Annotated in this window: 19 protein-coding genes; 15 read left to right on the top strand and 4 right to left on the bottom strand. The window is 59.8% G+C overall.

Features of this window, described 5'->3' with window-relative positions; translation table 11 throughout:
- Positions 1 to 21: 21 nt before the first annotated feature.
- The 3 genes from ACR0C6_RS07355 to ACR0C6_RS07345 form a co-directional block, all read right to left on the bottom strand.
- On the bottom strand, positions 22 to 4,311 hold the full coding sequence (locus ACR0C6_RS07355) for a thiopeptide-type bacteriocin biosynthesis protein (protein WP_480618747.1): 4,290 nt from the start codon (positions 4,309 to 4,311) through the stop codon (positions 22 to 24).
- A 38-nt stretch (positions 4,312 to 4,349) separates the two neighbouring features.
- Complete coding sequence (locus tag ACR0C6_RS07350; protein WP_480618746.1) at positions 4,350 to 4,742, bottom strand: hypothetical protein; 393 nt, start codon at positions 4,740 to 4,742, stop codon at positions 4,350 to 4,352.
- Between the two features lie 253 nt (positions 4,743 to 4,995).
- Positions 4,996 to 5,667, bottom strand: a complete 672-nt coding sequence (locus ACR0C6_RS07345) for a GntR family transcriptional regulator (RefSeq protein ID WP_152457489.1) — start codon at positions 5,665 to 5,667, stop codon at positions 4,996 to 4,998.
- Positions 5,668 to 5,795: 128 nt separating this feature from the next.
- On the opposite strand from ACR0C6_RS07345, the gene ACR0C6_RS07340 reads away from it, so the two are divergent.
- The 5 genes from ACR0C6_RS07340 to ACR0C6_RS07320 all read left to right on the top strand — a co-directional run bounded on the left by ACR0C6_RS07340 (position 5,796) and on the right by ACR0C6_RS07320 (position 9,989).
- On the top strand, positions 5,796 to 6,740 hold the full coding sequence (locus ACR0C6_RS07340; protein WP_480618745.1) for a class II glutamine amidotransferase domain-containing protein: 945 nt from the start codon (positions 5,796 to 5,798) through the stop codon (positions 6,738 to 6,740).
- Positions 6,737 to 7,450, top strand: a complete 714-nt coding sequence (locus ACR0C6_RS07335) for a GltB/FmdC/FwdC-like GXGXG domain-containing protein (RefSeq protein ID WP_480444680.1) — start codon at positions 6,737 to 6,739, stop codon at positions 7,448 to 7,450. Before ACR0C6_RS07340 ends, ACR0C6_RS07335 begins: the two co-directional genes overlap by 4 nt.
- Positions 7,435 to 8,859, top strand: coding sequence for an FMN-binding glutamate synthase family protein (locus ACR0C6_RS07330; RefSeq protein ID WP_152457492.1), 1,425 nt, complete (start codon positions 7,435 to 7,437; stop codon positions 8,857 to 8,859). Before ACR0C6_RS07335 ends, ACR0C6_RS07330 begins: the two co-directional genes overlap by 16 nt.
- Complete coding sequence (locus tag ACR0C6_RS07325; protein WP_480444681.1) at positions 8,856 to 9,551, top strand: type 1 glutamine amidotransferase; 696 nt, start codon at positions 8,856 to 8,858, stop codon at positions 9,549 to 9,551. Before ACR0C6_RS07330 ends, ACR0C6_RS07325 begins: the two co-directional genes overlap by 4 nt.
- Before the next feature lie 87 nt (positions 9,552 to 9,638).
- Positions 9,639 to 9,989 carry a YjiS-like domain-containing protein gene (locus ACR0C6_RS07320; RefSeq protein ID WP_171119483.1) on the top strand — a complete coding sequence of 117 codons (351 nt, stop codon included), beginning with the start codon at positions 9,639 to 9,641 and terminating at the stop codon, positions 9,987 to 9,989.
- Here the strand turns inward: ACR0C6_RS07320 and ACR0C6_RS07315 are convergent.
- A complete protein-coding gene (locus ACR0C6_RS07315; RefSeq protein WP_171231923.1) occupies positions 9,986 to 11,125 on the bottom strand; it encodes an FAD-dependent oxidoreductase in 1,140 nt (379 codons plus the stop codon). The two genes, ACR0C6_RS07320 and ACR0C6_RS07315, sit on opposite strands and share 4 nt — an antisense overlap.
- A gap of 91 nt (positions 11,126 to 11,216) precedes the next feature.
- Here ACR0C6_RS07315 and ACR0C6_RS07310 point away from each other — a divergent pair, with 91 nt between their 5' ends.
- The 10 genes from ACR0C6_RS07310 (at position 11,217) to ACR0C6_RS07265 (ending at position 20,211) form a co-directional block, all read left to right on the top strand.
- Positions 11,217 to 12,509 carry a glutamine synthetase family protein gene (locus ACR0C6_RS07310; protein WP_171639763.1) on the top strand — a complete coding sequence of 431 codons (1,293 nt, stop codon included), beginning with the start codon at positions 11,217 to 11,219 and terminating at the stop codon, positions 12,507 to 12,509.
- Positions 12,509 to 12,775 (top strand): EutN/CcmL family microcompartment protein, encoded by a 267-nt coding sequence (locus ACR0C6_RS07305; RefSeq protein ID WP_152457497.1) that lies wholly within the window; start codon positions 12,509 to 12,511, stop codon positions 12,773 to 12,775. Before ACR0C6_RS07310 ends, ACR0C6_RS07305 begins: the two co-directional genes overlap by 1 nt.
- 40 nt (positions 12,776 to 12,815) lie before the next feature.
- Entirely contained in the window at positions 12,816 to 13,124 is a 309-nt protein-coding gene (locus tag ACR0C6_RS07300) for a BMC domain-containing protein (RefSeq protein ID WP_117869464.1), read from the top strand.
- 22 nt (positions 13,125 to 13,146) lie between these two features.
- Entirely contained in the window at positions 13,147 to 14,331 is a 1,185-nt protein-coding gene (locus tag ACR0C6_RS07295; protein WP_480618744.1) for a hypothetical protein, read from the top strand.
- Positions 14,331 to 15,710: an aldehyde dehydrogenase family protein gene (locus ACR0C6_RS07290; RefSeq protein WP_480618743.1), complete on the top strand. Its 1,380-nt coding sequence runs from the start codon at positions 14,331 to 14,333 to the stop codon at positions 15,708 to 15,710. The genes ACR0C6_RS07295 and ACR0C6_RS07290 overlap by 1 nt, the downstream gene beginning before the upstream one ends.
- Entirely contained in the window at positions 15,707 to 16,330 is a 624-nt protein-coding gene (locus ACR0C6_RS07285) for a BMC domain-containing protein (RefSeq protein ID WP_480444689.1), read from the top strand. The genes ACR0C6_RS07290 and ACR0C6_RS07285 overlap by 4 nt, the downstream gene beginning before the upstream one ends.
- Positions 16,330 to 17,511: a malate dehydrogenase gene (locus ACR0C6_RS07280; RefSeq protein WP_480444690.1), complete on the top strand. Its 1,182-nt coding sequence runs from the start codon at positions 16,330 to 16,332 to the stop codon at positions 17,509 to 17,511. Before ACR0C6_RS07285 ends, ACR0C6_RS07280 begins: the two co-directional genes overlap by 1 nt.
- Positions 17,508 to 17,918: a Rid family hydrolase gene (locus tag ACR0C6_RS07275; protein ID WP_480618742.1), complete on the top strand. Its 411-nt coding sequence runs from the start codon at positions 17,508 to 17,510 to the stop codon at positions 17,916 to 17,918. Before ACR0C6_RS07280 ends, ACR0C6_RS07275 begins: the two co-directional genes overlap by 4 nt.
- Before the next feature lie 95 nt (positions 17,919 to 18,013).
- On the top strand, positions 18,014 to 19,294 hold the full coding sequence (locus ACR0C6_RS07270) for an ABC transporter substrate-binding protein (protein ID WP_480444694.1): 1,281 nt from the start codon (positions 18,014 to 18,016) through the stop codon (positions 19,292 to 19,294).
- A 65-nt stretch (positions 19,295 to 19,359) separates the two neighbouring features.
- Positions 19,360 to 20,211, top strand: coding sequence for a branched-chain amino acid ABC transporter permease (locus tag ACR0C6_RS07265; protein WP_171613569.1), 852 nt, complete (start codon positions 19,360 to 19,362; stop codon positions 20,209 to 20,211).
- The last annotated feature ends 1 nt before the right edge of the window (position 20,212 follow it).

The following is a 20,212-nucleotide window of genomic DNA, read 5'->3' as shown; positions in this document are numbered from 1 at the left end:
CGGCTGCCATGAGCATGCCGCCTAGGGCGATTTCCACCCGTGGTTCAATTTGGTTCGATAATGTCGACACAGCGCCTCGTGGATGACCGCCTCTTCCGCGGCAGTTCCCCAGTGAAGGATCCGGTTGATGGACATATGAGCGAGGCTTCCCAGAACGTAGGCCAAGCTGTTTCCCAACCGGCCATCCTGTTCTTCTCGCTGAAGGCGTCCAAGATCCGGATGAAGCCTGGCGGCACGTGCGTTCCAGCGCGATGGCCGCGATTGAATACCCTTGCCCACACCGAGTTCACTCAGAACAACGCATGCACTTTTCCATTCCTTTCCAGTAGCGCGACGCGCAATCCGGCGCGACGCCGGGCCGCCGCCGTAGTTTTGCGAACAGCGCTCGGAGATCGCCAGCCGAACACCTGTGGGCAGTTCCAAATCTTCGAACAGGGCATCGATACTGGCGGCTGACGCCATCCAACGTCTGGATCGGCCGATCTTCGGATCGTCGAGCACGTCAAGCGCAGCGATCGAGTCGGCGCCGAATATCCTCTCGCAGACGCCGAGCCCAAGTTCTCCGCCGTAGCGCGCCGTTTCAGGCAGGTATTCGTCAACAAGAAACCTGTCCACCAATCCACCGGCCGTTTTCTGCAAGTGAACAAGCACCCGGTTCCTCAGAACTCTGTCCTGATCGTTTGAAAACTTGATGCGGAGGCGCAGTTCAAGCTCCGGGTCTGCATATCTTACGAAGAACCAGTTCTCGATCAGGGTGCGTTTCTGCCAAAGCGTCAACCTGTTCGATTGCAGTTTCAGGAACTGTTCCAGCTTTATGGCATCCCCGAAAAGCCGCAGATACAACCATGACCCGGCCTCTTCAGTGCCGTGCCCCAGCGGTTGCCATGCGGCCGGGTTGGCATCGTGTTCGACAAAGGGCGTATCAACGGGCTTTGCTGGGGCATAAACCAGATCAGAGGCCAATCGACCATGCGGCGAGTCGATCCACCAATCCTCGGGCGTTGGAAGGTACTCGCAGATCGAAAGCGGCCCTTTTTTCAGCGTCTTGATCAGGTTGGCAGTGGAAAAGGGGTTGTCCAGATCCCATGGCGTGGCCATGTCGCTGGCCTCATCCGTGGGGGCCACATATCGCGGCAATTCCAGTTTTTCTCGGTTGGCTTCCAGCCAGATTTCCGCTTTGCCTGACCTGACCACCTCTGTCGGGATACAAAGCCGCCACCGTTGCGGCGCAAGGACCACATTTCCAGCGCAGACCCTGGGCAGCCGGTTCCGATTGCTTTGCGATTGCCACGACCAGATCACCGACGGTTGCCGCATGTGCGTGGCGATGTCGATGAGCAGAAGATAGACAGCCGGCGCCCCGGGAGGGCTTTGGTGCGCAGCATGCAGCTGTGGAAGGACCTCGACGCCTTGGCTGCCCCAGAACAGCCGGAACCGGCTGCCATCGTGACGAATCCACAGATCGTGCAGCGGAATCCTCTGTTCGGACGGCAACCCGCTGTCGCCGAGGATCTCGATGACATACCGGGAAAGGCTGGCGCGTCTGAGGATGTTTGATGACCGGGGATCCGTGGCGCACAGGATGTCTGCTTCGACAATTGTCGAATCCTCTTCACGCGTGGGGCTGTGTTGCATCAACGCGTCTGCGATCAACTGGTTTCGCCTTGAGAAACGGCCGAAAATCGCCTTGGGCCCGCCCGGAAAAATTCCTTCGGGATAGGCCGTCCAGACGGGGCTGTGCCCAGAACTGCGTCCTACTTTGCTCAGAAGAACGCCATCCTGGATGGCGAAAGGGGCCTGATCCGTGTTGCGGGCATGCAGGATCTCGATATCCTGCGCGCAAAGCACCCACTTGCGCGCCTCCCAATCGGGTTCTAGCGGAAACTCCTGAAGGTTTTGCCCGGGGGCATCACTTGCCGACCCCGAACCATTAACGAAATCCATTCGCAGCGGCATGCCGAGATATGCAAGCCCGCTTTCGGCATCCACGGCCTGACCCAGCAACACGGCGCGTTCACCGTATCGGTCAAGGAAACGCCGTTCAAATTCCAGAAAACGGTTTGGCTTTGGCACGCGAAAGCCGACCTTTTCCAAAATGTTCCATGCGTCGGTCAGTGCCTGCACCGCGCGCAGTGGAGTTTCCAACGTGCCGACGCAATGCGCATCGACATGCAGAAAATCACCTCTCCAACCCGGGGCGAAAGAGTCAGCTGTTCGCCCCAGTTGCTTTAACGCGATCATCGAAGGGATTTCACGCGCGGCATCAAGAGCATGCCCGAGCGCCGCCAAGCCTCTCTTTTGACGGGCGGTCATATCTCTTTCCAGCCGCTTCAGGGTTCTGGCGGTTGCGTCATGCCCCAGAAGTATTGGGTCTTTCTGTGGAATCAGAGCCTCGGACCGACAGAGATCCGAGATTGTCACGGCAGATTTGAAAGGGCGGTCTTTGAGGGCCGTTTCCAGATCGGAAATCGGGACGGAATCGACATCAAAGATGAACTCTGCCAGATCGGAATCCGCCGCTGCAATGATCTGTTCGTGGTTCCAGGGCCCGTCGAGATCACCGTTGGTTATCCAGTGCAGAACGTCCTGTTCCCACCAGGCCGATGGATTGCATCGCACCCTCGTGCTTTGCGTTTCGGCGAGTCCGGCGGCAATATGAGACAAAAACCCACAGTCCAGATCCATATCCAGATGGTGGTCTGCCACGGTGACGATGTCCTTGCCTGCAACAGGTACTGCCGTGCCTACTGCCGCGAATGCGCCGAACGGCGTCGGGCGGAAACACATTCGGTAAACAAACCGATACAACGTGCCGAGGACTGCGGGGGAGAGGCTTTCGCCTTTCTCGATTTCCCGCATGACCTTCGAGAAAAAACCGGGTCGTGCAATGAACAACGACAAGGCAAAGGCCGGATCGCGAATTAAATCTGAAGCACGCTTTTCCAGATCCTTTTTTCGGGTGCTTTTTGTGACTCCGCCAAGATCGTGCTGCGGTGAACGCGTACAAACACGAATTCCAAGGAACGGACGAGCGCTGTGCGGTTCCGGATGGGACGGACAGTGGACATTCTGTTCAACATCCAGCCCCATGAACTTCAGATATCCGAGGCAATCCGTGTCCCTTAGGGCAAGCAGTGCCAACAAAACGCCGCTCGACCCGGTCAGAAGGTCCGTCGATTGAAACGTCTTCCAGCCTGCGCCGATCGCAGGAAGCCCGTCCGGGCTCAATTCCCGTTCAACGAGGGACAAAAGCCGTTCGGCGTGTTTTTCGATCAGGGGATCGACGTTTGCTTTGGGATAAAGCGATCGAATGGCAAGGGCCATCACAACAATTCCGGCATCGCCATGGCACAGCCCGCCGTCATTGATACCCGTCTCATGAAAAGGTCTGTCGACGCAGGATATCAGAACCCGCGATGCGACATCGCGTATTTCGTCCTCCATACCCACCAGTCTCGCCGCCGCGAGCGCGGTGTATATGATGCCAAGGTCGCCATAGCACCACGCAAGACGTGACGGTACCTCCCAGGCATGACTGAGCGCTGACATGCAGGGAAAGCAGGATGACAGGCCGCTGTCTGAAAACGCGCCCTGGTGCGAAAGCAGAAACAGGACCGCGTCTTTGAGGTCTTCGATGTGTCGCGGCGTGAACGCGTGCCGCCGACCCAGGCGGGCCAGAGCCAGAACGGCGCCGGGAGAACCATGCGCCAGCCCCATGTTGACGAGGTACCGCGTTGTTTTCCGGGGGCCGGTCTCGTCTTCCGGAGAGGAAAAAGGTTCTGTCCACGCAAGCCCCCGTTCTGTGCGTGCCGAGTGCCTCCAAAGCTCCTCTGCCAAACGCAGGCACAGCGACTTTCCCCCAAGACGGGCCGTCCGGGATTTCGGTTCGCACAGAAATACGGATATACCCGCAAGACCGGACACGTGATCGAAGTGCCCCATCCAGGGGGCTTCGAGAAGGCGTTGCGCAACCGAACGCAGGGCACGGTCAAGCGCCAGTTGCGCTTCGGGATCGTGTGGATTGGCGTCCAGAGCATGACAGGCCAGCAACCCAAGGCCGGCGCGGCCATCGAACAGAGAAACAGGGGCTCCGCGCAGGTCTCGGTCGCAAGCCCAAATGGTCGCAAGGCGACGTGACGCGGCGGATCGCACGCGATCATCTTTCAGAAACTTGTCTGCCGCCAACAATGCCAGCGCCTCTCCGGCGACGGCGCTTCCCAGTCCGATTGCATCAGTTCTGATCGGGGCCGCAACAATCGACCCTGCAATGGACTGTATTGCCGCTTCAATCCGCGTTGTCGAAATAGACATGGGCAAAACAATTTTCCCCGCCAAACGGGATTTGTCATTCAGCAGGCGTTTGGATGGCACCCTTTGCTGCTGGCACGGATGCTGCACCAATTCTTGCAGCAATTCTTGGCCCAGCTGAACGTGCGGCGCGTCGGAGCGCCAACGCTGCCGGCGTCAACGAAGCCGAAGGCAGGACCGGTGGACGTGGGGTTGAAATCAGAAGAATGATTACCCAGCTCGCCCAGGGATTCGATGGATGTCAAAAGCGCGTCCACGCGATGTTCGACGGTTTCCAGCCTGTCTTCCGGGCCTGATTCCATGACGCGCATCAACTGGTCGAGGCGCTGCTCGATCGCGGTCAGCCTGTCATCGACAGACCGGCATTCCGGATCTGTCTTTTCGCTTTCGGTGTATTCGTGTTCTTTGCGATTGTCGTTTTCGTCAGCACTCATTTCTCTCTCCGGAATCTGAGGTGGTCGAATAGTCGACTTGGGACCGCCTGTGGAAAAACGTGTCGTTCAAATATCAACTCCGATGGAATCGGAGGGTCTTTGTAATGAGAGATTTCTATAATAGACGAAAATGACCGTTTTGTCATGAAGCCGTCAGAACAGCGCGCGGATACCTTGATGGCATTGCCGCGATGCATGAGCCGGTTTCAGGCAGGCGAACCGGCGCGGTCCGCCTTGCCTATGGTTCTGTGCGTCAGCCGTTGTCCGCTTCTTTCAGCCCCTCGATCTGCAAATCGAACCCGGCCTGAATATGGGCGGTAAAGGTTTCCAGTGCTTCTGTCACGTCTCCGGTTTCAATCGCGTCGACAAGCGCCTGATGATCACCCAGAGACTGTGAGATATCGACATTTTCGATTGCGGAAAACAGGTGAAAGGCCATGGCCTTGCCCCAGATCATGTCGAACATGTCCAGCAGGAACTTGTTTCCCGCTTCAACCATGAAGGCGCGGTGAATGCGCCGATTGGCTATGAAATAGTCGCGCGTCGTAGGGTTGGTCAGATTTTCCTCACGACGAATCAGCTCGCGCAAACCCTCCAGAACCGCGGGGTCTGCGTGGGCCGCAAGAATCCGGGCAGCCTGACCTTCGATTGCGGCGCGGGCCTGATACAGTTGCCGGACTTCGGCTTGATCCATGCGTGCCAGCCGGAAACCACCGCTTGCGGCGACTTCCAGAACCCCTTCGGTTTCCAGCCGCATAAGGGCTTCGCGAACCGGGGTTCGGCTGATGTTCAGTTCCGCTGCCAGCTTTTCCTGAACCAATCGGTCTTCGGCAGAGATTTCGCGGCTCATTATGGCTTCGACCAACTGATCATAAACCTCGTCCGCCAGCCGTCTGCGCTGTGTTTTTATCTGTTTCAGAGCCACTCGGAGCCTCTCTTTCCGTGTTTTGTGAATTCTGTATTCAAAAAAGCATCTGGTGCCAAGGCGAATGGGCTTGCTATTGCTCGTGTACTGTATACAGTATACAGACGCAGTTGAACAGGGAGCTCTTCATGTGTGGAATCGCTGGAAGGATTCTTACCGCACCCGGGCAGGTCGGGGCGGACCTGGTAGACCTGATGGATGCGCAGGAACACCGTGGCGCAGACAGCACCGGATTTGCAGTTTATGGGCCGCCACGAGACACCGGATATGTTTTGCGGGGGATGGGATTTGACAAATCCCGGCAGGATGCTGACCTGAATGCGTTTGAGGCGGTGTTGAAGGATCACGGCTCTGGCTTTCTGTCCGATCCGAAGACCGTAACCGATGAGAACCGGCACTATTGCTTTCGTGCGGAAATCTCGGACCCGACTGATTTGCAGGCCTGGGTGCGGGATGCAGATGAGCTGACGGACCGGTTCGAAGTGCAGTCCTGCGGCCGCAGTCTTGAGATCATCAAGGATATTGGCGGGGCCGAAGCGGTTGCCGAAAAGCATGGCGTGCGTGACATGATCGGCACCCATGGTCTTGGCCACGCGCGGCTTGCGACGGAAAGCTCGGTTCTGCCCAACGCTTCACACCCGTTCTGGGCGCGGCCGTTTTCGGATGTGGCGATCGTGCATAACGGCCAGATCACCGACTATTTCACTTGGCGCGACAAGTTGAGCCGAAAGGGCTATCGCTTTCTGACCGAGAATGACAGCGAGTTGATTGCGGTCTGGGTCAGTGACCAGATGAAAGCGGGCCTGACGATGGAACAGGCGCTGAAGAAGTCGATTACCTCTATCGACGGGGTATTCACCTACATGATCGCAACGCCGGACGGGATCGGATTTGCCAAGGATCGGTTCGCGATGAAGCCGCTAGTGGTGGTCAATCGCAATGGGGATCTGGCAGCCGCGACCGAAGAACAGGCGGTGCGTCGGGTGATGACCGAGGAATGCGACGTGATCAACTATGATGGCCCATCGCTGACCGGCATCTGGGGTGTCGGCAACCGGAGCCTGGCAGCATGAGCGAGGTAGCAAGACAGATGGATGAAATCGTCATCGAAGTCGGCAAGCGGCACATTCGTGAGGTGAACCGGGATATCATGGCGGCCTGCGCATCAGGACGGCCGATCCGGGTTGTCGATACGCTGTCGCGACACAATCTGGGCGTGGGCCTGCCGGATGATGTGGACATCACTTTCGAAGGTTCGGTGGGATACTATTGCGGTGGACTGAACACTGGCGCCAACATCTCAATCGAACGCAATTGCGGGTGGGCCGTGGGCGAAGGGATGGCCAAGGGTCACATCACTGTCGGCGGCTATGCGGGCATGTCCTGCGGGGCGGCGATGATTGGCGGCACCATTCATGTCAAAGGTGATGCCGGGCCGCGTGTCGGTGTTGCCATGAAGGGCGGCAACATCGTGGTCGAGGGCAAGATCGGATACCAATCCGGTTTCATGGCGCATGCGGGACGCATCATTGCGCTGGGCGGTGCGGGTGAATCCTGTGCGGACGCGTTGTGGCAAGGCGAGGTTTGGGTCGCAGGCGAAGTCGAAAGTCTGGGTGTGGACGTCTCGGTGATCGAACCCACTGCCGAAGAGGTGGCCGAGGTCGATGCGATCCTTGATCCTCTGGGGCTTGTCGACAGCTCTCGTAACTGGCGCAAAATGGTCTCTGGCCAGCGCCTTTGGTATTTTGAAAGCAGGGACGCAAGCGCATGGCTCATGATCTGAGTAAACCCTATGACTACCCGTTCGAAGTCGCGTCAGAGGAAGAAATACGGTTCCGCGACGCAGGCGCGGTCGATGGGCGACCGGCTGGTGTGCCTTCGTCTTATGATGAAGGGGGATCAACCCGCTGGACGCCCGAAGCGATATCGGAAGTTCACGCTTTGGCGCAGCTTGGGCGGTATCAGGTGCGTGGCTACAACACGTTCAACAAGCAGTTGCCGACATTCGACGATCTGACATTTGTCCCGGCGACGATGACCCGCCTGCCGCTGGAAGGATACCGCGAAAGCTGCGATACGACGACGGTTCTGGGCGGCGGGCGCGGATTGGTGGAACGGCCACTGGAACTTAAAATCCCGATCTATATCGCATCGATGTCTTTCGGCGCGCTCTCGGCCTCGGCCAAGGCGTCGCTTGGTTATGGTGCCTCGAAGGTGGGCACCATGACCTGCACCGGCGAAGGCGGCATGCTGGAAGAGGAGCGCGAAGCCTCCCAACGCCTGCTCTACCAGATGTCGCCCGCCCGCTATGGGGTCGATCTGGATCACCTGCGCCGCGCCGATGCGCTTGAACTGGTGGTCGGGCAGGGGGCAAAACCGGGCACCGGCGGTCTGCTGCTGGGTATGAAGGTCAGCCCGCGGGTCAGCGAAATGCGCACTTTGCCCGAAGGGGTCGATCAGCGATCCACCATCCGGCATCCCGATTTCCTTGGGGCCGACGATCTGGCTGTCAAAATCGAGGAGTTGCGGATCGCCACGAACTATCAGGTGCCGATCTTCATCAAGATGGGGGCCACGCGGCCGCGGTTCGACGTGGCCGTGGCTGCAAAGGCAGGCGCGGATGTGGTCGTGGTGGACGGGGCCGAGGGCGGCACCGGTGCGTCACCCGAGTTGCTGCTGAATCACACGGGCATTCCAACCATGAGTGCCATACGCGCGGCACGTGAAGCGCTGGACGAGTGTGGGATGAGCGGCAAGGTCTCGCTTGTCGCCGCGGGGGGTATTCGATCAGGTGTGGACGCGGCCAAATGTCTGGCGCTTGGGGCGGATGCGGTCATGATCGGGAATGCCGCGATGGTCGCGCTGGGATGCAACACTCCCAGATATCTGGACGATTACCAGGCGCTGGGAACATCGCCGGGGGCGTGCCATCACTGCCATACGGGCCGTTGCCCGGTTGGGATCGCAACGCAGGACCCTGATCTTGAGGCGCGTATGAACCCGCATGCAGGGGCAGAGCGCGTCGCGCGGTATCTGACCGCGATGACAATGGAGATCACGGCGCTTGCCAAGGCCTGCGGCAAATCTTCGGTGCACAATCTGGAAACCGAAGATCTGCGCGCGCTCAGTTTTCAGGCCTCGGCTTTTACCGGCGTCAAGATGGCGGGCATCGACCGGGCCTTCGACTGGTGAGGATCGCGCTTCTCGAGTTGACCCTTCATCCATTGCCGCTGCTTGAGGGGCTGCCGCGGACGGCCCAGCAGATCCGCGCATGGCTTGAACCGCATCTGCCCGAAGCCCGATTTTCCTCGGTGGATGTGGTCGACGGCGAGGCATTGCCTCAGCTCGGGGATTTTGATGGGGTTGTCGTCGGAGGGTCCGAATTCGGCGTCTACGATGACACGGAGTGGATGCGGCCCCTTCGCGATTTCCTGAAGTTGTGCCGGGACCATGCCAAGCCGGTTTTCGGCATCTGCTTTGGCCATCAGATCATGGCGGATGTCTATGGCGGCAAAGCCGAGAGGGCCGAGATCGGCAATGTCGTCGGCGCACGAGGCTTTGACTATGGCGGGGCCAGCGTTGATGCCTTTGTCTGGCATCAGGATCAGGTCACGCATGTTCCGCCTTCGGGGCGGGTGACAGGGTCGGCGGATCACTGCCCGGTAGGGGCCTTGGATTATGATTTCCCGGCCCGTTCCGTGCAATTCCACCCCGAATACCGGGCAAGCCATCTGCGTGAATTGTTCGTGCGCGGGCGCGACGTGTTCCTTGCACCGCAAGAGGCGGATGAGGGGCTGGCCTCGATTGAAATGGCACATGTGTCGAAGGATCTGGCCGCCGCACAGGCGGTTGACTTGTTTCGCAATGCCTGCGGTCGGCCGTAAGACCTGAAAACCCGCTTGATCCTGATCAATTCCGGCTTTGAAATGCGGTGTATACTGTATCCATAACGTGGTGGAGGAGGCCGCGAGATGTCGGGATACACAGATTTCTTTCATAAAATAGCGCGCATCGTCAGCTCACCTCGGGATGAAAACCTGAGTGACCGAGAGCTTTCGGACCTTGGCTTGTCCCGCGCGGATCTGGCCATGTTGCGATCGGGCGCACCACAGGCACGAGAGCGTATACTCGCCATGGCCGGACAATTCGGACTGACCGAGGCAGACCTGAACGCGCACCCCGAGTTGGGGTTGGAACTGGCGGAAAAATGCGGGCACTGCCTTCAGGCCGAAACCTGCCGTGACGCGATCCGGGCGGGCGCGCGTCTGCCCCAGGGCAAATGCCCGAATGCTGGAATTTATCGCGCCCTCCTGGATGGTTAGCGTCCGCTGGGGCTTTCCTTCGGGCTCAGCTTTCTGCGGCCGCTGATCTTGAACCGGTCCGCGGTCCCAAAATCCTTCAGCCCAACGCCTGCGGCAAATTCTGCAAACACCGGGGCGTGCTTGAACAAATGGCCAGAGCATCCGCCGGCGAACAGCACGTTTTCATGCTCAGGGTGCCAGTCGACAATGAAATGTGTATCCGGGGTCAGAATGATCTGGTTGAACTTGGAATCCACGACACGTTGCCCCTCTAAACCCGGAAGCCGGTGGCGGATATAGCTGCGTGTGCGGCCCAGCGTTTCCTGGCGGATCAGCCGTTCATCATTGTCCAGATCGATCTTGTCCGGGATGACAACCGCCGCCTTCACGCCGGATCCTTCGGACGACGGCAGACCAAATGACCCTTGCCCGTGATCGATCCAGCAGGGCATCCGGCTCATGTCGAAATCCTCCGACCCGTCGGGTGTCGAAGTGTAGAGGACATTGACGCCAACCACGGTCGAGATCGGCTTGATCGTTCTGGGAAACATGTCGGCCATCCATGGGCCGGTCGCCATGATGATCAGATCAGCCTCGAGCGGTTTGCCGTCAAGCATCGGACGTTCCGATCCATCCGTGGTGACGCGACCACGTTGTACTTTGCCTCCTGCCTTTCGGAACAGATCCAAACCGGTCAGAACGCATCGATGCGCCATCAGCATTCCGGCTTCGGGTTCGAACAGCGCATATTCGATGTCGGTGACCTTGAACTGAGGGAACCGCGATTCGATATCCGACCGACCGAATTTGTAATAGGGCACCCCGACCCGGTCGAAAGTTTGTGCGGTTGCGTCTTCCCAGTCGCAATGTCCCGCCGTCGCCAGAATCAAGGCGCCGCATTCGTACATCAGGTTCTGGCCGCTTTCGGCTTGCAGCTCCAGCCAGCGCAGGCGGCTTTCACGCGCCCAGCGTGTATAGAACTCGTCCCGTCCGGATATAGCGCGAATCACCCGGTTGTAATCTGTTGAAGATGCACGGGAATGTCCCGGCTCCCACCTGTCGATCAATGTCACGGCCTCGCCGCGCCGTTGCAGTGTAAGCGCTGTCATGACGCCGACTATGCCGCCGCCGACAACGATGACCGAGCTTTTGGACATGGCGCAGATTTTCCTTGTTTCCTGACTGGCTTTGTGAATACTGTATACAGAATACAGCAATTATAAAGCTAAAAACAGGGAGCAAGCGCAAATGAGTTCGGGGTTTGATCTGCCCGAGGGCACACATACCGTCATTCTTGGTGTCGGGGATCTCAACGGCATCATGCGTGGCAAGCGCATTCCGGCCAGCCATTGGGATCATGTCTGCAAAAGCGGCAATGCTCTGTCGATTGCGCTGCTGGCGATCGATATGACCTGCGACGTCTGGGATACGCCTTACGTCAATTTCGACAACGGCTATCCCGACATGCATGTCTTTCCGATGACAAAGCCTGTCGCTGTCCCCTGGGAACCGGGCGTGGCCGTCTGTTTTGGCCGTGCTGAGGGCATGGATCACAAACCGGTGCCGATCGATCCGCGTCAGGCTTTGGTGCGGCAGGTGGACCGGGCCCGCGACATGGGGTTCGAGGTGAATGTCGGCACGGAACTGGAATTCTATCTGCTGGACCCGGAAACCGGCCAGCCGCGCGACACGGGCATCCAGGTCTATGGCCTGGGCCGCGCCGCCCGGATGGAACACATCGTTGGCCCGATCCGTCAGCAGATCAACGAATGTGGCATTCCCATCGAACAGTCGAACCCGGAATATGCGGCCGGCCAGATCGAGGTCAACATTCGTTATGGTGAAGCCCTGGCAGCTGCGGATCGTGTCGTTCTGTTCAAATCCCTGATCCGGCAATTGGGGATCGCGCACGACTATCTGGCGACATTCATGCCCAAGCCGTTTTTTGATCAATCGGGCAACGGGTTTCATACGCATTACTCGTTGTGGAAAGACGGCAAAAACGCCTTTGCCGACAACGGCAAGATCAACGACACCGGAAAATCCTTCATCGCAGGCCTGCAAAAGCGCATGTGCGAAACGGCGATTTGCGGCAGTGGTACGGTCAACGGATATCGCCGTCGCCAGCCCTATACCTTCTGCCCGATCAACACGAGCTGGGGCTATGACAACCGGACGGTTGGGATCCGGGTCATCGAAGGCTCGGACAGTGCCGTGCGGGTGGAAAAGCGCGATGCCGGTGCAGACGCCAACCCGTATCTGTTGCTTGCGGCCGAGATTGCCGCCGGGCTTGACGGGATCGAACAGGGGCTGTCCCCTTCGGAACCGACGACAGGCAACGGGTATGAAGAAGGGATCGGAGACCCAATTCCCACCGATTTGCCAACCGCCATCGATCTGGCGCGCGGATCGGAATGGCTGCGCGATGTCATGGGCGAAATGCAGTGGGAACTGGTCCTGCAACAGGCCGAGCGAGAGCTGGAATTCTTCAATCAACAGGTCACACAGGTCGAGCTGGACCGCTACCTGAGGGCGTTCTGATGCACTTGGGCAAGGTCGCTGGAACTGTCACGGCAACTGCCAAGGATGCCAGGCTGGTCGGAGCAAAGCTGCTGGTGACGGATCTGGTCGACAGCAAGGGCAGCCTGATCGATCCCGCGCGGGTTGCGGTCGATACCTGCGGCGCTGGGGTCGGGGATACGGTGCTGGTTGTCAGCGGGTCTGCCGCCCGCATGGCGGCCGGGCTGTCCACGGCCCCCGTGGACATGGCCATCATCGCGGTGATCGACCGCGTCTCGACGACCTGAATCACACTACGCGAAACATCTATTTTTGGAGGAACAAGAAATGGCGAAACCAGTGGCGGGGCAGATGGCCCTGGGCATGATCGAAACACGCGGCCTGGTCGGCGCGATTGAAGCCGCAGATGCGATGGTCAAGGCAGCCAGCGTTGCCATCGTGGGTCAGACCAAAGCTGGCGGCGGGCTGGTGACGACCCTTGTGCGCGGCGAGGTCGGCGCGGTCAAAGCCGCCACCGATGCAGGCGCGACAGCGGCCAACAAGGTGGGCGAGGTGGTCTCGGTTCACGTGATCGCACGGCCGCATGACGAGCTTGAGGCAATCATCGACGGGCTGGGTGCCGGGTCGTCGGCCTGATCAACCCCTTTGAGGAGGTACCATGTCAGCCGGTTTCGAGGATTTCACGCGCGCGGTGACACGTGGCGCGACACGGGATGCACCCGTTGCCCAAAGGTTTGAGCGCATTGCTGTATTGGGTGGCGGCCCGGATGCCCGTCTTCTGGCAGCGCTGTGTCTGGCCGAAGGGGCTGAGGTTACGCTGTTTTCGGCCTATGGGGCGGAACTGTCATTGCTTGCCCAATCCTCGGGCATCGGCATTCGCGGCGAAGGGCCTGTGGGCACGTATCAGGTGGATCGCGACGGGCCTTCGATCCGAACCACGGCAGAGTTGGATGCAGCAGTGCGGGACGCACAGGCGATCTTTCTGACCGGGCCGATCCACAAACAGCGCACCTATGCGATGGTGCTGGCCGATCATCTGCACGATGGGCAGGTGCTTGTTCTGGCGCCCGGTCGCTCTTTGGGCGCGGTCGAAGCGGTCTGGATGCTGCGAATAGGCGGCTGCACTGCCGACGTTACTCTGGTCGAGGCGCAGGGCCTGCCATACTGGTATCAGGCCGAAGGGGCGGGCCTGACCCTGACGCAGGCGGCACCGATGGCTGCTGCGACCTTGCCACGAGGCCGCGCGGACGTTCTTGAAGCGCTGCAACCCTTTCTTTCGAACATCCAGCCGCTGGATTCGGTTCTGGCCTCAGGCTTTGCCGATCTTTCCGCAGCGGTCGAGATTCCGGCGTTGATTCTTGGTGGCGCGGGGCTGGGGGCCGGTGGACCGGATGTGCCGATGGGCGGGGTGCCGCTGGAAGGCAACCGGACATTCTCTGCGCTCATAGGGCCCGAACAGCATGAGGTGATCCACGGGTTGGCTGGCGAAAGGCGGCAGGTCGCAAAGGCCTTTGGCGTTCGAAACCTGCCCGAGACCGATGACTGGATCGCGACCTATGCCGGCGCCGAGCGGGGGGCGGGCGCGCGTCCGGTCCCGGATCGGCAGGCCGCGCGCCAATTGATGCGCGATGGCGTCTTGGGATCATTGGTGCCCCTTGTTTCCGCCGCAAAGCTCGCAGGTTTGACTGCGCCTCTGACGGAAAGCCTGATCTGCATGACAGACCGTATCCTGGGCGCTGACGTGGCCGCGTCCGGGCGCAGGCTGGAAACCATCGGAATTTCCGCAGGCGATGTCGATCAGGCCCGCCGTATCTTTGACACCATTGCCACCGGAGCCTCGTGATGGACGCTGATCTGAAATCCATCGCCGCCGCACGGCGCGCTGCTGAAACGGCTTTCGAAGCCTATCGCGCCTTTCTCGGCACCGCCCCGGCACAGGTGGATGCCATCGTCGATGCCATGGCTCGGGCGATCGAACCCGAAGCCGAACGGTTGGGGCAATTGGCGGTCGAGGAAACCGGGTACGGCAACGCAGCAGACAAGCGGGTCAAGAATCTGTTCAACGCCTTGTCGGTCGCCGATTATCTGCGGGACGTCACGACGCTGGGCCTGTTGTGGCGGGACGATGCGACAAAGATCGCGGCCTTCGGAGAGCCGATGGGTGTGGTCGCGGCGCTTATCCCGGTGACAAATCCGACCTCCACGATCATCTACAAGGTTCTGTCTGCGGTGAAGGCGGGAAATGCCGTCGTCTGTGCCCCGCATCCGCGCGGCGTGGAATGCGGGAAGGAAACCGTCCGCATCATGGCGCGCGTTGCCGAACAGATGGGCGCGCCCAAAGGGTTGATACAATGCCTGGACGCCGTGACCATTCAGGGCACCGCCGAGTTGATGAAGCATCGCCGCACGTCGGTTGTCATGGCGACAGGTGGCCCTGCCATGGTCAAGGCCGCCTATTCCAGCGGTAAACCGACGCTTGCAGTCGGGGCGGGGAACGTGCCGTGTTACGTGCACAAGTCCAAGGCGCGCGATCTGTCCGAAGTGGCCGAGATGATCGTGACGTCAAAAAGCTTCGATTATGGCACGGCCTGTGTCAGTGAGCAGGCCGTGGTCGCCGATCCTGAAATTGCACGCGATCTGCGCCATGAACTGAAACTCAAAGGCGCCTATTTCTGCACCCCGGCCGAGGCTGATCGGCTGGCGCGGGTCATCTTCAAGGGCGTTCAGGCAATGGATCCCGAACGCGTCGGCCAAAGCCCACAGGCGCTGGCCGATGCTGCGGGGTTCTCGATTCCGCCGCGCACGTGCTGTCTGGTGTCGGAAGAAACCGAAGTGGGGTGGCAACGCCCGCTTTCGGCCGAAAAGCTGAACCCGGTGCTGGCCTTTTACGAGGCGAAGTCCACCGATCACGGCATCGAACTGGCGCAATCCATTGCCAAATTCGAAGGTTGGGGACATTCCTCGGTCATCCATTCCGATGATCCCGAGGTGGTCGCTCGGTTTTCTACCGTACCCACGGGGCGGGTCCTGGTGAATACGCCGGGGATCATGGGCGGCATGGGGTATTCCACCGACCTTGAACCATCCTTCATGCTGGGTACCGGTACGTGGTCGGGGTCGATCACCTCGGACAATGTCACCGCCCTGCATCTCATCAACATCAAGCGGGTCGCATATGAAAGCCGACCCTGGCGCGACATTTATGAGGAGTATGGCGCATGAGCGAGATCACGATCCGGGCGCTGATGCAGATCGACAACCTGCAACCGAAATTCGCCGCCTACAACGGCGCGACGGTGCAAGGGTCAGTGCCTTTGTCCGGTGACACCGTGCTGATCGGAGAGTTCGCGCCGGGCAATGGCGTGTTCTCGCTGATCGACCGGGCGCTCAAGGCGTCCTCGGTCGAAGCGACGACGCAGATGGTCGAGCGCGAGTTCGGCTTCTTCATCCTCCGCTCGCCTTCAAACGCCGAAGTATCCGCTGCACGGGACGCGATGCTGGCCGAACTTGGGGCTTCCATGACAGACCGGTTGAAGCCTGCCATCAGTTCCACGCAAATCATCACAAGTGTCGAACCCTATCAGGCGCAGCTTTTGAACAAATGGCGCAAGGGCGCGTTGATCGTGCCGGGGCAGACATTGGGGATCGTGGAATGTGCGCCGGCCGCCTATATCTCGATTGCCGCGAATGAGGCCGAAAAGGCCGCCGAGATTGACATCGTCGAGGTGCGCGCGGTGGGGCGGTTTGGCCGCTTGTTCATCTCGGGGTTTGAAAATTCGGTCAAAACCGCCGTCGAGGCCGCGACGCGTGCAATCGAGGCGGTGGACGGGCAGGACGGCTGATGGCAACACCACGCGTCATAGGCTCGGATGCGGTCGAGGATGCGCGCCGCCGGGGCAGGATCGTGTTCGAGGTTTTGCCGGGTGACATCGTGACGGCCCTTGCGCGTGAAACCGCAGAGCGTGTTGGTATCGCCTTGGTGGATGGCCCGCTGGAGCGACCGAAACCGCCGCGTACGGATGGTGCTGTTTCCATGCGCCGGGTGCTGTACCGCCGTTCACCCAAATGGGTTGCCCCTTCGCGTGCGCCGCGCAAAGCCCGCAGGCTGGGCAAGCTTGCCTTGATCGGGGCGGGGGGTGTTGGCGGCAATATCGCGCATCTGGCGGCGATGGCGGACTTGGCGGATGAAATCGCGCTGATCGACATCACTCCGGGATTGGCGGCTTCGACTGCGCTGGATCTCAATCATACCTCCGGGATCACCGGTGCGCGGGCCCGATGTGTCGGTGGCGAAGCGATGGATCTGGTGGCCGGGGCAGATGTGGTCGTCGTCACGGCCGGACGAGCCCGCCGTCCGGGTATGACACGTGCCGATCTGATCGATGTGAATGCCCGCGTGATCCGTCAGTCGGCCGAAGCGATCCGGTCGGCCGCGCCAAAGGCCATCGTGATCGTGGTGACCAACCCGCTGGACGAAATGACGGTCGAGATGCTGCGTGCAACAGGTTTCCCCCGCGAACAGGTTTTGGGTATGGCAGGAACGCTGGACAGCAGCCGGTTTCGCAACGCGTTGGCGCTGGCCGCGGGTGTCACGCCTGCGGACGTCGAAGCCTTCACGCTTGGCAGTCATGGGGACGAAATGGCCCCGATCCCCAGCCGCGCCAGGATCAAAGGCCGTCCGCTGGATGTATTTCTGACCCGCGAACAGATCGAAGCCTGTGTCCAGGATGCGATCACCGGGGGTGGCCAGGTTGTTGCGCTTCGGAAGTCAGGTTCTGCAACGATAGCTCCGGCTCATGCCTCGATCGAATTGATTGATCACATTCGGGGCGCGCGTACAGGCCCGGTTCCGGTTTCGGTCATGCTGCACGGGGAATACGGCATCGACGGTGTCGTGCTGGGCGTGCCAGCCCATCTGGGTGCAGGCGGATTGGTTGAGGTCGAGGAGTTGCGGCTGACCGCCGAAGAAAACGCGGCATTGCAAAACGCGGCCGAAGCGATCCGGCTGAGGCTGGGCCTGTGACCCAGCGTTTTTGGAAATCCGGCGGACGGTTTGAAGAGGTGGCCTCGTACTCTCGGGCCAAGCGCATCGGCCCCTTTGTCTGGGTTGCCGGGACAACGGCCATCGAGCCGACGGGTCGCATCCACGCGCCCGGGGACGTTGGTGCGCAGACCTTTTACATCCTGTCTCGCATCGAGGACGCACTGAAAGAGGTTGGCGCCGAACTGCGACATGTGGGGCGGGTGCGCGCCTATCTGGCCGATCTGTCCCAAGCGGGCGCGTTCGCGCAGGCGCATGGTGAAGTTTTCAAGGGGATCGATCCGGTTCTGACGGCTGTTCAGGCTGGGCTGACGCAGCCGGGGCTGATGGTGGAAATCGACGTGGATGCCGTGATCCACGATGAAAACGGCGAAATCAGCGGATTCTGAACATGAGTCTTCAAGAAAGGAATTGATCGAACCATGTTCTTGTGTACTGTATACAGAATACAAGAAGGCATAATGAGACACAGGGAGCTAATGTGATGATCAAGACAGCGCTGCTCAGCGGAACATGCATCGCGCTCATGGCCTCGGCGGCCGGAGCGGAAATCAAGGTAGGATTCATTGGGTCGCTTTCCTCGGACACCGGATTGTCGACGCTGCGCGGGGCCGAGATTGCGATTGAAGAGCTCAACGCAAATGGCGGCGTGATGGGCGAACAGATCACACTGGTCTCGGCGGATACCGGACAGGACCCGACCGAGGGCATCCGGGCCTATGAATATCTTTCGGAAACGGAAGAGGTTGATTTCATCATCTCGGGCTCGATTGACGATGTGTCGCTGGGATGGCTGCCCCGCATGCAGGAATACCGGATTCCGACGCTGGACACCTGGACATCCTATATCGGCATCATCGACATGGTGGTCGAAGACCCTGAAAGCATGGCGCCCTATTTCATGAACATCGCCTCGGATGAGGCGCTGGCAACGTTGTACATCAACTTTGGCGCGGATGTTTTGAAGGAAAAGATGGGGTGGGAGTCCGTCGTCATTCTGGCGGAAGATACGGCCTTTGGCGAGGCGATCACGGGCCTTGTCACCGAAGCGCTTGCACCGGTTGCGGGTATCGAGGTCAAGGACATCATCACATATGACGTTGCCACCGTCGATTTCGCTCCGATCTTCAGCCGCGCGCAGGATACCGGGGCGGACTTCATCTATCAGGTCTCGTCGGTGAACTCGCAGGTTGTGTCTTCGCAATATGTGAAGCTTCAGGTGCCGATGGCGATGACGGGCGTGAACGTCGCTGCGCTGGGTATGGAATATTGGGAAGATACGGGCGGTGCCGGTGGCGGTATCTCGACCCTGTCTCCGATCCCTTCGGTCGGGTTTCGGCTTGATCCGGTCAGCCAGAAATTTGTCGATACCTATCAGGCGAAGTATGACACCCGCCCGCTGCTGCCGCATTTCAACGGGTTCAATGCCTATCATGGGCTGAAACAGGCAATGGCCGCAGCCGAAGAGGCCGGCGGTTTCGACAATGTCGAAGGCTGGGCCGATGCGATGAAGAAACAGGATCTGGTTCTGGAACTGGATGGCCAGTTGTGGCTGCGTTACGCCTTCTGGGGCGATGACGAGGTAGAGCCCGTGACAGGTCGGACTTATCCGCACAATATCCGTTTTGACCTGTCCGAGCCGTTCGACGATGCCGCGCCGTCAATGGTCGTGGTCCAATGGTACGAGGACGGCACCGCCGCCGTTGTCTATCCCGAGAAATACGCGACCGGTGAATTCACTTTGCCAAGCTGGGTCAAACAGTAACCTGTCCGTTCGCTTAGCTTGAAATGGGTGCGCGGGGGCGCGCACCCGCAGCCAGGGATCCTTACATGTTGCAAATACTGATCCAGGGGCTTTTGCTCAGCGGTCTCTATGCGCTTATCGCAATGGGTTTCACGCTGATCTTCAGCATCGGTCGGGTCCTGAACCTGGCCTACGGTGCCTATCTGATGGTCGGCGGGTACATGTATTTCTGGGTGTCCCAGACGCTGGGAATGCCAAAACTGATGGGCGTCGCGGTGGCCGTGGTTCTGGGCGTTCTGATGGGGGTTCTGAAATACCGCCTGATCGTCAAGACCCTGAAAGGGGATCACGTAGCCGTCGAGATCTCGACGCTGATCCTGGCGGTCGTGATTCAGGCCGGGATCGTTCTTGTCTTTGGCGACAGCAGCAAGATCCTGCTGCCGATCGTGCCGGGCGTGATCAACGTGGCCGGAGCGTCCGTCACTTATAATATCCTGATTGCAACGCTGATCAGTTGGGCTGTTTTGCTGGGCCTGTATGCTTTTGTCCGCCTGACACATACGGGGCGAGCGATGCAGGCGGTGTCGATGGACGCCAAGGGGGCCGCGATTTCAGGGATCGATCCGGATCGGATCAACCTGATCACATGGGGTATCTCAGGGGCACTGGGTGCGCTGGGCGGTGTGTTTTTCGCCAGCTATACGCAGCTTTCGCCGTCAATGTGGGTTGCGCCTTTGATCATCTCGGTGGCCGTCGTCATTGTGGGCGGCATCGGGTCGATCATCGGCACGCTGGTCGTTGCTCATATCGTCGGCTTTCTCGAAGTCATCGTTGTCGCTACCCTGGCGCCGGAACTGCGCGGTGTCTTCACCATGCTGCTGATCATCGGCGTGCTGGTGACGCGACCGCAGGGCCTGTTCGGCCGCGAGGAGTTGTAAC

It is taken from the genome of Ruegeria sp. AL12 (genome assembly GCF_056540885.1).
The sequence above is the reverse complement of the archived record's forward strand: the minus strand, read 5'-3'. Positions and strand labels throughout refer to the sequence as shown.

Excerpts from the sequence above, each read along its gene's own strand:
- ACR0C6_RS07355 (WP_480618747.1), bottom strand. The coding sequence starts at position 4,311 with ATGTCTATTTCGACAACGCGGATTGAAGCGGCAATACAGTCCATTGCA.
- ACR0C6_RS07350 (WP_480618746.1), bottom strand. The coding sequence starts at position 4,742 with ATGAGTGCTGACGAAAACGACAATCGCAAAGAACACGAATACACCGAA.
- ACR0C6_RS07340 (WP_480618745.1), top strand. The coding sequence starts at position 5,796 with ATGTGTGGAATCGCTGGAAGGATTCTTACCGCACCCGGGCAGGTCGGG.
- ACR0C6_RS07335 (WP_480444680.1), top strand. The coding sequence starts at position 6,737 with ATGAGCGAGGTAGCAAGACAGATGGATGAAATCGTCATCGAAGTCGGC.
- ACR0C6_RS07330 (WP_152457492.1), top strand. The coding sequence starts at position 7,435 with ATGGCTCATGATCTGAGTAAACCCTATGACTACCCGTTCGAAGTCGCG.
- ACR0C6_RS07320 (WP_171119483.1), top strand. The coding sequence starts at position 9,639 with ATGTCGGGATACACAGATTTCTTTCATAAAATAGCGCGCATCGTCAGC.
- ACR0C6_RS07315 (WP_171231923.1), bottom strand. The coding sequence starts at position 11,125 with ATGTCCAAAAGCTCGGTCATCGTTGTCGGCGGCGGCATAGTCGGCGTC.
- ACR0C6_RS07310 (WP_171639763.1), top strand. The coding sequence starts at position 11,217 with ATGAGTTCGGGGTTTGATCTGCCCGAGGGCACACATACCGTCATTCTT.
- ACR0C6_RS07305 (WP_152457497.1), top strand. The coding sequence starts at position 12,509 with ATGCACTTGGGCAAGGTCGCTGGAACTGTCACGGCAACTGCCAAGGAT.
- ACR0C6_RS07300 (WP_117869464.1), top strand. The coding sequence starts at position 12,816 with ATGGCGAAACCAGTGGCGGGGCAGATGGCCCTGGGCATGATCGAAACA.
- ACR0C6_RS07295 (WP_480618744.1), top strand. The coding sequence starts at position 13,147 with ATGTCAGCCGGTTTCGAGGATTTCACGCGCGCGGTGACACGTGGCGCG.
- ACR0C6_RS07290 (WP_480618743.1), top strand. The coding sequence starts at position 14,331 with ATGGACGCTGATCTGAAATCCATCGCCGCCGCACGGCGCGCTGCTGAA.
- ACR0C6_RS07285 (WP_480444689.1), top strand. The coding sequence starts at position 15,707 with ATGAGCGAGATCACGATCCGGGCGCTGATGCAGATCGACAACCTGCAA.
- ACR0C6_RS07280 (WP_480444690.1), top strand. The coding sequence starts at position 16,330 with ATGGCAACACCACGCGTCATAGGCTCGGATGCGGTCGAGGATGCGCGC.
- ACR0C6_RS07270 (WP_480444694.1), top strand. The coding sequence starts at position 18,014 with ATGATCAAGACAGCGCTGCTCAGCGGAACATGCATCGCGCTCATGGCC.
- ACR0C6_RS07265 (WP_171613569.1), top strand. The coding sequence starts at position 19,360 with ATGTTGCAAATACTGATCCAGGGGCTTTTGCTCAGCGGTCTCTATGCG.